This window comes from Limnobacter sp. (genome assembly GCF_964228395.1).
In the GTDB taxonomy this organism is placed as follows: domain Bacteria; phylum Pseudomonadota; class Gammaproteobacteria; order Burkholderiales; family Burkholderiaceae_B; genus Limnobacter.
In genome coordinates this window covers 1-11,992 of sequence record NZ_CAXQZX010000034.1, presented here as the reverse complement: position 1 = coordinate 11,992, position 11,992 = coordinate 1, and the positions used below count along the sequence as shown (strand labels likewise).

Here is an 11,992-nt window from a genome sequence, read left to right as displayed (position 1 = left end):
GACGTGTGCTCTTCCGATCTGCAATCGCAGCCTACCATGCCGAAAAAAATGGCACGGTGGTGAATCGTGCCGGCGTGGGGGTCTCCACGGTATCCAGCGCACCGTCCAAAAATGTTTACACCTCACGCACGCCTTTGTACTTGCAAATTGGCGCTTTTAGTTCAAAACCCAATGCTGAGGCTTTGGTGGGTCAGGTGGCTGCCAACAATGCCACCTTGGGCAAAGGCGCACAAATTCTTTCAGAGGCTGGCGTGCACCGGGTGCTTATCGGTCCATTCTCATCCATCGACCAGGCCAATGAGGCTGCCATCGAACTCACTGCTTTTGTGCAGGTTCAGCCCATCATCAAGCAAGACTTGATTCTGCCCTGAACGTCCCCACCTCCTACATTCCGGGTGGTTTGCGCCACCCGTCCACATTCACAAAGGAAAGGCATGGAGCAATATCACGGAACCACCATCCTGTCTGTGCGCCGGGGCAAGCATGTTGCGCTTGGCGGCGACGGGCAAGTTACCTTGGGGCATATTGTGGTCAAAGGTTCTGCGCGCAAGGTGCGCCGTCTGCATCACGACAAAATTCTTGCCGGTTTTGCAGGGGGCACAGCCGACGCCTTTACCTTGTTTGAGCATTTTGAGGCTCAGCTTGAAAAGCACTCTGGTCATCTGTTGCGTGCCGCGGTCGAACTGGCCAAGGAATGGCGCACCGACCGCATGTTGCGCAGGCTGGAAGCCATGCTCGCGGTGGCTGACGAAAATCACTCTCTGATCATCACAGGCAATGGCGATGTATTGGAGCCAGAGCAAGGTCTGGTGGCCATTGGCAGTGGCGGAGCCTATGCACACTCGGCGGCCAAAGCCCTTTTAGAAAACACCGATCTGCCGCCGCCAGACATCGTGAAAAAATCCCTCACCATCGCCGGTGAACTGTGCATTTACACCAATCAACATCACACCATTGAAGTGTTGGGCAGCCCATCATGACGCAACTTACTCCCGCCAAAATCGTTGAAGAGCTCGATAAGAACATCGTGGGTCAAGCCGCTGCCAAGCGTGCCGTAGCGGTGGCCCTGCGCAACCGCTGGCGCCGCATGCAGGTGGCCGCCCCTTTGCGCCACGAGATCACGCCCAAAAATATCCTCATGATTGGCCCCACCGGCGTGGGTAAAACCGAAATCGCTCGCCGTTTGGCCAAACTTGCCAATGCACCGTTCATCAAAATCGAAGCCACCAAGTTCACCGAGGTGGGCTACGTGGGCCGGGATGTGGACACCATCATCCGCGATCTGGTCGAAATTGCCATCAAGCAAGTGCGTGACGAACTGCAACGCGGCGTGATGGAGCAGGCCAGAACCGCGGCGTTTGACCGAGTGCTGGATGCGCTCCTGCCACCCGCCCGCGATTTCGGATTCACGGAGCAAAACGCCAACACCGAAGAAAACCGTACCCGCATTCGATTCCGCGAAAAACTTTTTGCGGGCGAACTCGACGACAAAGAAATTGACATCGAAGTGGCCGTGGCTGCGCCCAATCTCGATGTGGTCGGCCCCCCGGGGATGGAAGAGCTCACCGGTCAATTGCAGTCCATGTTTGCCAACTTATCGGGTGGCAAGAAAAAAAACCGCAAAATGAAGGTGGCCGAGGCGCTGAAGGTGATTCAGGAAGAAGAGGCCGCCAAGCGCGTGAACGAAGAAGAAGTTCGCGCTAAGGCCATTGCACGCGTGGAGCAAGACGGCATCGTCTTCCTTGATGAGATCGACAAAATTGCCACCAAGGCCGACGGGCGCGGCACCGATGTGTCTCGCCAGGGTGTGCAGCGCGACCTGCTTCCTTTGGTTGAAGGCACCACCGTGAACACCAAGTACGGCATGATCAAAACCGACCACATTCTGTTCGTGGCCAGTGGGGCATTTCACTTGTCGCGCCCCTCTGATCTCATTCCTGAACTGCAGGGTCGTTTCCCGATTCGTGTAGAGCTGGAGTCACTCACGGTGGATGATTTCAAGCGAATCCTCACCAGCACCGACGCATGCCTCACTCAGCAATACAAAGCCTTGCTGGCCACCGATGGCGTGTCTCTAGAATTTACAGACGAGGGCGTGCGCCGTTTGGCAGAGGTCGCTTTCTCAGTCAACGAAAAAACCGAGAACATCGGTGCACGGCGTTTGTACACCGTCATGGAGCGTCTGCTCGAAGAGGTAGCCTTTCAAGCCGATGGCTCTGCCAACACCATCCAGATCACTGCTGAGTTCGTCGATGCGCGTTTGGGAGAGGCAGCCAAATCCGAGGACCTGGCCCAATTCATTCTCTAAGTCTGGCCGATCGGCACTTCGGTGGCGGTCGGCCCTGCAGAATCCCTTTAAAATGATCGACAGAGTTTGTTTAACATCAGGATTCTGCGCAGGTTGCCCATGAGCCAAGTCGATATTCTTTCACCCGCAGTCAAAGCCAAGGTGCTTTCCGAAGCTTTGCCCTACATTCGCCGCTTTCATGGCAAAACCGTGGTGGTGAAATACGGCGGCAACGCCATGACCGATGTCACTCTGCAAAAAAGTTTTGCACACGACGTGGTCTTGCTCAAGCTGGTGGGCATCAACCCCATTGTTGTGCATGGGGGTGGGCCACAAATCGACGAGGCCTTGCGGCGCATCGGCAAGCAAGGCACTTTTATTCAAGGCATGCGCGTCACAGACGAAGAAACCATGGAAGTGGTGGAGTGGGTGCTTGGCGGTCAAGTGCAGCAAGACATCGTCATGATGATCAATGAACACGGCGGCAAGGCCGTTGGGCTCACAGGCAAAGATGGTGCGCTCATTCAGGCCCGCAAAATGATGCTGGCCGACAAAGACCAGCCCGGCCAGTTTCACGACATCGGATTTGTGGGCGAAATCGCATCCATCGACCCGGCCATCGTCAAGGCCCTTCAAGACGACGCCTTTATTCCCGTAATTTCACCCATCGGGTACGGGGACGATGGCATGGCCTACAACATCAACGCTGACCTGGTCGCAGGCAAAATCGCTGAAGTGCTCAAGGCTGAGAAGCTCATCATGATGACCAACACGCCCGGTGTGCTCGACAAAGAGGGCAAGTTGCTCACGGGTCTCACCGCCAAGCGCATCGATGAACTGTTCGAAGACGGCACCATCTCCGGTGGCATGCTGCCCAAGCTGTCCTCGGCCATCGAAGCGGCAAAAAGCGGCGTAAACTCGGTCCACGTGGTTGACGGGCGAGTGCCTCACTGTCTATTGCTCGAAATTTTGACCGATCAAGGTGTGGGCACCATGATTCGCAGCCACTGATCCATCGCGGAGGTCATCCGCAATCACGCAGGGGGAAACATGTCCAACAAACGCATACCCAACCTGTCGGTAACCGACGGGTTTGATTTCGTGAAAAAAATCTGGGGGAGCCTGCCCATCCCCAGTGTCATGAACCCCACCACTGACCTCGACGAGCTCGACAAACGGATCTCCGATCTCAAGGCTGTGGAGCAATGGCTCAATGTCAACCTCAGCATGCTTCGCGCCACCATTCAGGGGCTGGAAGTCCAGCGCGGTACCATCGCCACCATCAAGTCGTTTGGTTCAAATTTAGGCTTGGGTGGCGAGCGCGCAGGCAGCGATGTGAACCAAGCCGTCAACGAAGAAATCATTCGCAATGCAGTGCAGTCTGCCGTAGCGCCACCCCCGGTCCCCCGCATGTCGCCTCTGGCGCCCAAGGCCCCTGAGCCTGAACCAGATCCAATGCCCAAGGCCAATACTGGCAGCGATGAGCCAAACGTCCCGTCCACCGAGTCGTCCAAAGCCATCATTTCCAATGCCACCGCATGGTGGGGGTTGTTGCAAGACCAGTTCAACAAAGTCGCAGCGGCGGCCATGTCTGGCTCCGGTCTGGGCGAAGAGCCGGGCGAGCCCCCCGAATCGGGCAGAGCCAAAAAGGCAGCGCCAAGCACCACCCCCAAACGCAAACCCAGTGCGAGCAAGCCCAAGGCCTCTTCCCGCAGTAAATCAACCACGCGTTCAAGCAAAAGCAGCAAAACATGATGTTCAGATTTGGCCACGCCACCCACCCCAATTGGAGAGAAGCACTCGAACTGGTGTTGGTGCAACTGGAAGGGCAAATGCAACTGGAGCAGTTCGCGGCTGACCCCGCGCGCCCTCAAAAACTTGGCTTGTTGTACGCCACGGAGGCTTTTGCCGATCACATGGACTCCATCCTCGCCGGCTTGCGCCAACGTACCCGTGTTCAAGACTGGGTGGGAGGCATTGCGCAGGGGGTGTGCAGCAGCGGGGTGGAATACTACCAAGAGCCCGCCCTGGCGGTCATGTTGCTCGAGTTTCCAACTGACTCGGCCAAGGTCTTTTCGGGCAAAGTACCCCTGCCCAAGCCAGGCACGCTCAATAAGGCGGGTCGCAACGCCATGTCCTCCGCCCTTATCCATGTTGATCCGCTCACCGAAGACATCGACGATCTGCTCGAGGACCTTGCGTTGAAGGTGAGCACCAATCAGGTGTTTGGTGGCTTGGTGTGTGCCGGGGCTGCAAAAACCCACATTGCACTCGAACCGCTCTCCGGCGGTGTGTCCGGGGTTGTGTTCGCAGAGGGGCTGCCCATGGAGGTGCGCATGACCCAAGGCGTTCAAATGGTGGGCACCGAGCACGAAATCACCGCACTGCGAGGCAACTTTGTGGAAGAGCTCGATGGCCTGCCCGCTCTGGATGTGTTGCTGGCTGACCTTGGCCTGGCAGGTGAGCAGGAGGAAGAACGCGCCATCGATTACGCAGCCGAAGTGCTGGCCAAACGTTTTTCGCATGGGCTGTTCGTGGGCCTGGTCGACCAGGCTTTGGCTGAGTCCATCGCGCTTCGGGGGCTTTCGGGTGGGCGCACAGATGCCTATCAACTCAAAGTGCGTCCTGTGGTGGGCATGGACCCGAATAAAAAATCGCTGGCTGTGGCGGAAGACTTCAACGTGGGCGACAGGTTGACTTTCTGCACTCGGGACGAAAACTCTGCTCGGGTCGACCTCACCCGCATGTGCGCGGAGTTGCGTGAAGATCTCGACGCACCCGCCCCCAAACTCAACGAATTGCAGGCCGCTGGCTTTTCTGGAATTCTTTCTCAACGCAAACCCCGCGGCGCAGTGTACATTGCATGCAATGGTCGAGGCGCTGCGCTGTTTGGCCTTCAAGGGGTGGAGCAACAAATCGTACGCGAGCAGTTGGGCGATATCCCTCTCATTGGCTTTTCCGCCAACGGGGAAATTTTTAAAGGCTCGCTCTATGGCTACACTGGCGTGTTGGCCTTATTTTTTTAATTTTTGATGAATATTCTAATTCTTGCTGCGGGCAAAGGCACCCGCATGAAATCGGGCAAGCCCAAAGTGCTTCACCCTGTGGGCGGTTTGCCCATGGTGCAGCGGGTGGTCAACACCGCAAACACCTTGCAGGCCGCGCACTTGGTGCTGGTGATCGGCCACGGTGCCGAGGCTCTTAAACATCAGTTTCAAAGCCAAGCGGTTCATTTTGCCCTTCAGGCCGAACAGCTTGGCACTGGGCACGCCGTGCAGTGCGCCTTTCAAGCCATGGGCGATCACCCTGTGACCTTGGTGTTGTATGGTGATGTGCCCCTCATTCAGGCGCAATCGCTTCAACCCCTTGTTGACGCGGCATCAATCGGGCAGCTTGGTCTCATGACCCTGCACATGGGCAACCCCACTGGCTACGGTCGAATTCTTCGAGATCCAACTGGTCAAGTGTTGGGTATTGTTGAAGAAAAAGACGCCACGCCCCAGCAGCGGGCCATCAACGAGGTCAACACTGGTATTTTGGCCTGCCCCACCCATAGGCTTCGCCAGTGGATTGCTCGGCTCAAAAACAACAATGCTCAAGGCGAGTATTACCTCACCGACATCGTGGCCATGGCCCATGCCGATGACGTGCCCATTCAGGCCGTGCAGCCTCAGTATGCTTGGGAGGTCACCGGGGTCAATTCCCGTGCGCAACAAGCCGAGCTAGAGCGCACCTGGCAGTTGCACCAAGCCGATTTGCTGATGGCTCAAGGCGTGCAACTGGCCGACCCGGCGCGCCTGGATGTGCGCGGTCAACTTGAATGCGCTCCCGATGTGTCCATCGACGTGGGCTGCATATTTGAAGGTCATGTACAGCTGGGCGAAGGAGTATCCGTGGGGCCCTACTGCGTGCTCAGCAATGTCAGTGTGGCTGCAGGCACTCGCATCGAGGCTTACAGCCACCTCAGCGATGCACAGGTGGGGGCCAATGCAGTCATTGGACCGTACGCTCGACTGCGCCCTGGCGCCAAGTTGGGTGACGAGGTTCACATCGGCAATTTTGTAGAGGTGAAAAACGCCACCATCGCCAATCAATCCAAAGCCAATCACCTGGCCTACATCGGCGACGCCACCATTGGTCAGCGGGTCAATGTGGGCGCAGGCACGATCACGTGCAATTACGATGGCGCCAACAAGCACCGAACCATCATCGAAGACGATGTATTCATCGGTTCAGACACCCAATTGGTCGCACCGGTCACCGTCAAGCGCGGCGCAACCCTCGGCGCGGGGACCACGCTCACCAAAGATGCACCCGAGGCAGCACTCACCGTGTCCAGGGCCAAGCAGGTCACCAGTGAGGGCTGGAAACGCCCGGTAAAAACACCCAAGAAATAAAGGATTCCTTTCATCATGTGCGGCATCGTCGGCGTACTTTCCAAAACCAATTGCGTGCCTGTGCTCATCGACGGGCTTAAAAAACTTGAATACCGCGGTTACGACTCCGCTGGCCTGGCCATCCAGTCCGACAGCGACCATCAACTCGCCCGTGCGCGCAGCGTAGGTCGTGTGGCCGAGCTGGAAAACACCGCCAAAGGCATGGCGGCCCGCTTGGGCATTGCCCACACCCGCTGGGCCACCCATGGCGTGCCCAGCGAACGCAACGCCCACCCGCACATCAGCGAGGGGGCCGGTATTTCTGTCACCGTGGTTCACAACGGCATCATCGAAAACCACGAAGACATTCGACGCAAGCTGATGGTCGATGGCTATGTTTTCCAGTCCGACACCGACACCGAGGTCATTGCTCACCTCACCCACAAACACCTCAAGCAGGGGATGCCCCTGCTCGCCGCTGTACAAGCCACAGTCAAGCTGCTTCAAGGTGCCTTTGCCATCGCGGTCATCACCAACCGTGCGCCGGGCACCCTGGTGGCCTCCAAGCAGGGCGCACCGCTGCTGGTGGGGCACGGTCAAGGCGAATACTTTTTGGCTTCCGACGCCTCCGCGCTGGTGGCTTACACCAAGCAAATCACCTACCTTGAAGAAGGCGACGTGGTTGAAATCCGTGAGCAAGGGGTGTCGTTTTACGGCGCACAGGGTGAGCCTGCGCAGCGCGCCATCATCGAAAGCCAGTTGTCAGCCGATGCTGTTGAATTGGGCCCCTACGCCCACTACATGCAAAAAGAAATTTACGAGCAGCCGGGCGCCATCGCCGCCACGCTGGAAATGGTCAGCAACGCCTCTGCGGTCAAGCCCGAATTGTTTGGCGCGCAGGCCGCTGATGTGCTGCCCACGGTGCAGCACGTGCTGATTCTGGCCTGTGGCACCAGTTACCATGCCGGTGCCGTCGCACGTTATTGGCTAGAATCGATTGCGGGCATGCCCACCACGGTAGAGATCGCCAGCGAATATCGCTACCGCACCAGCGTGCCCCTGCCCAATACGCTGGTCATCACCATTTCTCAATCTGGAGAAACTGCCGACACCCTGGCCGCTTTGGAGCATGCCAAATCGCTGGGCATGGTCAATGCCTTGTCCATTTGCAATGTGCCGGAATCTGCACTCATTCGCGCCAGCAACCTGAAGTTTCTCACCCGTGCGGGCCCAGAAATTGGCGTGGCCTCCACCAAAGCTTTCACCACCCAACTGGCAGCACTGTTCACCTTGGCCTTGGTGTTGGCAAAACTCCGTAAGCAACTCAGCGGCACTGAAGAAAAAGCCTTGCTCGCCCAATTGCGTCACTTGCCCTCCGCCTTGCAGAACGTGCTTGCCCTGGAACCCGAAATCAAAGCTTGGGCAAGCCACTTCGCCAACAAACGGCATGCGCTTTTTTTGGGGCGCGGCGTGCATTACCCCATCGCCATGGAAGGTGCGCTCAAGCTCAAAGAAATCAGCTACATCCACGCAGAAGCGTACGCGGCTGGAGAGTTAAAACACGGCCCTCTGGCCTTGGTGGATGCCGAAATGCCCGTGGTGGCGGTGGCCCCCAAAGACACCCTCATTGAAAAACTCAAGTCCAATTTGCAGGAGGTGAGGGCGCGTGGTGGCGAGTTGTATATCTTCGCAGATCGCGACACTCGCATCGAGGCCAGCGAGGGTGTGCATGTGCTGAATCTGCTCGACCACGCTGGTCACCTGTCGCCCATTTTGCATGTGTTGCCTCTGCAATTGCTCAGCTACCACGTGGCCTTGGTCAAAGGCACCGACGTCGATAAGCCCCGCAACCTGGCCAAGTCGGTCACTGTTGAGTAACGCTTCTCTCCTCAGCCTTGAACTTCTTCAGGGCTGCGTCTGACCCCTGCAGGCGCCCAATGCCCTCGGCCACCCGGTGGAACAAGCCGGGGGCCAGCACCAAAGGTGCGATGTGCCTGGGTGCAATAATCTTTCGCTGGCGCTTCACGATGCCACGGTACATCGCTTCAATAACCTCTTCAGGTTCAATGGCCGCAAACGCGCCTTTGTGTCCTCCCCACAGTACTCCGGCGTTTACCTCCTGAATCATTGCAGTGTTTGTGAATGTGGGGTGCACACAGCCCACCGCCACACCGTCTGCTGCCAACTCCTGTCGGGCCACATCGGCCAGGGCTTCAACCGCCGCTTTGGAGGCGGCGTAATGGCCCATCAAGGGCGTATGAATAGCTGCCGCCAACGAGGACACCACCTGCAGATAACCCTTGCTCTGACGCAGGTGGGGAATACCGGCTCGAATGGTGTTGAACACCCCATGCACATTCACACGCATCACCGCCTCAAAATCGGTCGTTGGCATGTGTTCCAGGGTGCCCATTTTTAAAATGCCGGCGTTGGCCACCACGGCGTCCAAGCGCCCAAAGCGCTCTACACAGGCGTCCATCGCCAGCACCAAGGCATTTAGTTCGGTGACATCCGCTTGGCAGCCTGCTGCCTGTGGGCCCAAGGCCTCCACGCGCTCAAAAACTGCCTCCGCATGAAGGTCCACCACAAAGGCTTGACCGCCGCCATCAATCACCCGCCTGGCCAAGCCAGCGCCCAGGCCGCGGGCCCCTCCTGTGATAAACACCACTTTTTTGCGCATGCCCATGCTTTGTCGTCTCCCGTTTTTTAAAAATTGAGCGAATCGCCAAAATGCAGTGTAGAAGACCGCACAGCTTATGGCCTTCGCTACAATCAAAATAAATTGATATTTCCGGACATATGAATTCTTTCGCCCCGGCCCGCCGAAGCATTGCCAGCGCCAAAATTCTCTGTGATCTGGGGCAAGAACTGGGCAGCAATCGCCAGGCCTTGCTCATGGGGTCCGGCATTTTGCCCGCCCAGCTCGACGACCCCCATGTAGAAATATCGCCCGATCAAGAGCTTCAGATCATCCACAACCTGGTTCGTTTGCATCCCCACGTGCCAGGGCTGGGCTTGCAGGCGGGTGCCCGGTATCATCTGAACACCTATGGCATCTGGGGCTATGCACTCATCACAAGCCCCAATTTTCAGCAAGCCATCGAGCTAGGCTTGCGGTATCTCGATCTAACCTTCGCCTTCGCGCGTGTCTCCATGAGCAGGCAGGCTGGTGTGGTGTTCATCGAGTTGGCGGTTGATCACCTGCCGCCGTCGGTGCGCGGTTTCATCGTCGAACGGGATGCTTCCGCCATTCAGGTTCTTCAGCAGGCCTTGTTTGGAAAAACCATTCCCTTGATCGGCATGGAGTTTTCCGTTCCCCCCAGTGCACCGGTGTCGGAATATCGAGAGGTATTCGGCTGCGAGCCTCGCTTTGGGCAACCCGTCAGCCGAGCCAGCTTCTCGGACACTTGGCTGGCTTTGCGTCTGCCCTCTGCTGATCCAGACAGCGCGAAAGCCTGCGAGGCACAACTGGAGGAGCTTCTCTCACGCCGACAAAAACTGGGCGGCGTATCCGCTTGGTTGCGCAACAAACTGATCGCCGACCTGGCCAATGCGCCCAATCTCGAGCAAATCGCGAGTGACAACTTCATGACCGAGCGCACTTTGCGACGCAGACTGACCGAGGAGGGCACCAGCTACCGGGACATTCTTAGCGAGGTGCGGCAGGCCATGGCGGAAGAACTGTTGTGCAGGGCCCATCTGTCGGTCGCGGAGGTGTCATCCCGCCTGGGCTATGCTTCTTCCTCCGCGTTCATTCATGCTTTCCAAAAATGGCACAACTGCTCACCGCGCCAATTTCTTGATGCTCGATCTGAGCAAATACAGCGCGAATAGGCCTGGCAAAGCAGCCACAGTTGAAAAGATAAAGAAGTTTGCCCAACCCTGCGCCTCGACCAGATAGCCTGCGGGTGCGGCCAAATACACTCGGCCCACCGCAGCCAGCGAAGACAGCAACGCATATTGCGTGGCCGAAAACTCTTTAGTGCACAGGCTGGTGAGCAGCGCGACAAATGCAGCAGTGCCCATGCCGCCGCACAGGTTCTCAATGAAAACCGCTGCACCCATCGCCCAGATGGACGGCTCAATCACCGCCAGGACCCAGAACGACAAGTTCGACACCGCCTGCAAGGCACCAAAGGCCATCAAGGCACTGTAAAGGCCAATTCGTGTCATCAGCCACCCACCCAGAAAGGCGCCCATCAACGTGGCCACCAGGCTCACGGTTTTGTTAACAGCGCCCACCTCTGTCAAGGTGAAGCCGAGTCCCTTCAGCAAAAAGGCGGTGGTCAAAGAGCCGGCAAAAGCGTCGCCCACCTTGTAGAGCACAATCAGCAGAAGCACCCACAAGGCGGCCTCCTTGCTCATGAAATTAGCGGCCGAATCGCGAACAATTTTCCATAAATCTCGGTTTTGGGCCCGACGTGCTGCGTCGGCAGGCGTGTCGGCCGTGGGGCTGATTGCGGTGACCATGGCACAGGCGACCAGCAGGCCAGCCATGAGCAGGTAGGTGCCGCGCCAACCCAGCCACTCCCCGGCCAAAATTAAGGCCAGTCCGCCAGACACCAACATCGCCGTGCGGTAGCCGGTCACGTAGTAGGCCGCACCAAGGCCACGCTCCTGGGCGGGAAGCAAATCGGTTCGGTAGGCGTCAACAGCCATGTCTTGTGTGGCCGAACAAAACGCGATGGCCACTGCCACCGCGGCCACTGTCCAGGCCGAGTGGGCATCCACAAAGGCCATGCCGGCCACCAGCGCCGCGCAAGCCATCTGCATCAGCACAATCCAGCCCCGGCGTTGGTCAAATAGCTTGGGGTTGAGGTAGTCCAGCAGGGGCGACCACAAAAATTTATAGGTGTAGGGAAACCCGACCACGGCATATAGCCCGATGGTCTTGATGTCCACGTTCTCCACCGCCAGCCACGCCTGAAGCGTGCTGCCGGTTAGGGCGAGGGGGAGTCCACTTGAAAAACCAAGAACAAGAATACAAAACAGTCGAAAAGGGGGCATGGGGTGTTGACGTTAATAAAAAAAGCGGACATAATCCGGGGTTCTCTTTTGGAGAGATGCCCGAGTGGCTAAAGGGGGCAGACTGTAAATCTGTTGGCTTACGCCTACGTTGGTTCGAATCCAACTCTCTCCACCAAGAATTCAAGCAGTTTAACCGAGTGCGCCCTTGAAAAGGGGCGTGCAAGGTGTGCGGGTGTAGCTCAATGGTAGAGCTGAAGCCTTCCAAGCTTAAGACGAGGGTTCGATTCCCTTCACCCGCTCCAGGCTTTAATAGAAAGTTGCTCATGTGGCTCAGTGGTAGAGCACTCCCTTGGTAAGGGAG

11 protein-coding genes and 2 tRNA genes are annotated in these 11,992 nt (G+C 57.5%); 11 read left to right on the top strand and 2 right to left on the bottom strand.

Annotation, left to right across the window (positions count from 1 at the left end):
* The 8 genes from ACEQU8_RS02550 to glmS form a co-directional block, all read left to right on the top strand.
* A partial coding sequence (locus ACEQU8_RS02550) for an SPOR domain-containing protein (RefSeq protein WP_372521224.1) occupies positions 1-371 on the top strand: 371 nt, incomplete at its 5' end.
* A gap of 63 nt (positions 372-434) precedes the next feature.
* Positions 435-980, top strand: coding sequence for an ATP-dependent protease subunit HslV (hslV, locus tag ACEQU8_RS02545; RefSeq protein ID WP_370261245.1), 546 nt, complete (start codon positions 435-437; stop codon positions 978-980).
* Positions 977-2,308 carry an ATP-dependent protease ATPase subunit HslU gene (gene hslU, locus ACEQU8_RS02540; protein WP_370261244.1) on the top strand — a complete coding sequence of 444 codons (1,332 nt, stop codon included), beginning with the start codon at positions 977-979 and terminating at the stop codon, positions 2,306-2,308. Before hslV ends, hslU begins: the two co-directional genes overlap by 4 nt.
* A 99-nt stretch (positions 2,309-2,407) precedes the next feature.
* Positions 2,408-3,298: an acetylglutamate kinase gene (gene argB / locus ACEQU8_RS02535; RefSeq protein WP_370261243.1), complete on the top strand. Its 891-nt coding sequence runs from the start codon at positions 2,408-2,410 to the stop codon at positions 3,296-3,298.
* 39 nt (positions 3,299-3,337) lie between these two features.
* Positions 3,338-4,042: a PhaM family polyhydroxyalkanoate granule multifunctional regulatory protein gene (locus ACEQU8_RS02530; protein WP_370261241.1), complete on the top strand. Its 705-nt coding sequence runs from the start codon at positions 3,338-3,340 to the stop codon at positions 4,040-4,042.
* The gene (locus ACEQU8_RS02525; RefSeq protein WP_370261240.1) at positions 4,039-5,313 is read left to right on the top strand and encodes an FIST N-terminal domain-containing protein; all 1,275 of its coding nucleotides are present in this window, start codon (positions 4,039-4,041) and stop codon (positions 5,311-5,313) included. The genes ACEQU8_RS02530 and ACEQU8_RS02525 overlap by 4 nt, the downstream gene beginning before the upstream one ends.
* Before the next feature lie 6 nt (positions 5,314-5,319).
* On the top strand, positions 5,320-6,684 hold the full coding sequence (gene glmU / locus ACEQU8_RS02520) for a bifunctional UDP-N-acetylglucosamine diphosphorylase/glucosamine-1-phosphate N-acetyltransferase GlmU (RefSeq protein WP_370261239.1): 1,365 nt from the start codon (positions 5,320-5,322) through the stop codon (positions 6,682-6,684).
* A gap of 15 nt (positions 6,685-6,699) precedes the next feature.
* Positions 6,700-8,541, top strand: coding sequence for a glutamine--fructose-6-phosphate transaminase (isomerizing) (gene glmS / locus ACEQU8_RS02515; RefSeq protein ID WP_370261238.1), 1,842 nt, complete (start codon positions 6,700-6,702; stop codon positions 8,539-8,541).
* Here glmS and ACEQU8_RS02510 read toward each other — a convergent pair.
* Positions 8,528-9,349, bottom strand: a complete 822-nt coding sequence (locus tag ACEQU8_RS02510; protein ID WP_370261236.1) for an SDR family NAD(P)-dependent oxidoreductase — start codon at positions 9,347-9,349, stop codon at positions 8,528-8,530. The two genes, glmS and ACEQU8_RS02510, sit on opposite strands and share 14 nt — an antisense overlap.
* A gap of 113 nt (positions 9,350-9,462) precedes the next feature.
* Here ACEQU8_RS02510 and ACEQU8_RS02505 point away from each other — a divergent pair, with 113 nt between their 5' ends.
* On the top strand, positions 9,463-10,497 hold the full coding sequence (locus ACEQU8_RS02505; protein WP_370261235.1) for an AraC family transcriptional regulator: 1,035 nt from the start codon (positions 9,463-9,465) through the stop codon (positions 10,495-10,497).
* Here the strand turns inward: ACEQU8_RS02505 and ACEQU8_RS02500 are convergent.
* On the bottom strand, positions 10,447-11,670 hold the full coding sequence (locus ACEQU8_RS02500) for an MFS transporter (RefSeq protein ID WP_370261234.1): 1,224 nt from the start codon (positions 11,668-11,670) through the stop codon (positions 10,447-10,449). The two genes, ACEQU8_RS02505 and ACEQU8_RS02500, sit on opposite strands and share 51 nt — an antisense overlap.
* A gap of 50 nt (positions 11,671-11,720) precedes the next feature.
* Between ACEQU8_RS02500 and ACEQU8_RS02495 the strand changes: the two genes are divergently transcribed.
* Together ACEQU8_RS02495 and ACEQU8_RS02490 are read left to right on the top strand one after the other, a co-directional pair.
* Positions 11,721-11,806, top strand: a tRNA-Tyr gene (locus tag ACEQU8_RS02495).
* A gap of 53 nt (positions 11,807-11,859) precedes the next feature.
* Positions 11,860-11,933, top strand: a tRNA-Gly gene (locus ACEQU8_RS02490).
* The last annotated feature ends 59 nt before the right edge of the window (positions 11,934-11,992 follow it).

What these genes read in the sequence shown, in the direction of transcription:
- glmS (WP_370261238.1), top strand. Translation starts at nt 6,700, where the DNA reads ATGTGCGGCATCGTCGGCGTACTTTCCAAAACCAATTGCGTGCCTGTG.
- hslV (WP_370261245.1), top strand. Translation starts at nt 435, where the DNA reads ATGGAGCAATATCACGGAACCACCATCCTGTCTGTGCGCCGGGGCAAG.
- ACEQU8_RS02505 (WP_370261235.1), top strand. Translation starts at nt 9,463, where the DNA reads ATGAATTCTTTCGCCCCGGCCCGCCGAAGCATTGCCAGCGCCAAAATT.
- glmU (WP_370261239.1), top strand. Translation starts at nt 5,320, where the DNA reads ATGAATATTCTAATTCTTGCTGCGGGCAAAGGCACCCGCATGAAATCG.
- hslU (WP_370261244.1), top strand. Translation starts at nt 977, where the DNA reads ATGACGCAACTTACTCCCGCCAAAATCGTTGAAGAGCTCGATAAGAAC.
- ACEQU8_RS02530 (WP_370261241.1), top strand. Translation starts at nt 3,338, where the DNA reads ATGTCCAACAAACGCATACCCAACCTGTCGGTAACCGACGGGTTTGAT.
- argB (WP_370261243.1), top strand. Translation starts at nt 2,408, where the DNA reads ATGAGCCAAGTCGATATTCTTTCACCCGCAGTCAAAGCCAAGGTGCTT.
- ACEQU8_RS02510 (WP_370261236.1), bottom strand. Translation starts at nt 9,349, where the DNA reads ATGGGCATGCGCAAAAAAGTGGTGTTTATCACAGGAGGGGCCCGCGGC.
- ACEQU8_RS02500 (WP_370261234.1), bottom strand. Translation starts at nt 11,670, where the DNA reads ATGCCCCCTTTTCGACTGTTTTGTATTCTTGTTCTTGGTTTTTCAAGT.
- ACEQU8_RS02525 (WP_370261240.1), top strand. Translation starts at nt 4,039, where the DNA reads ATGATGTTCAGATTTGGCCACGCCACCCACCCCAATTGGAGAGAAGCA.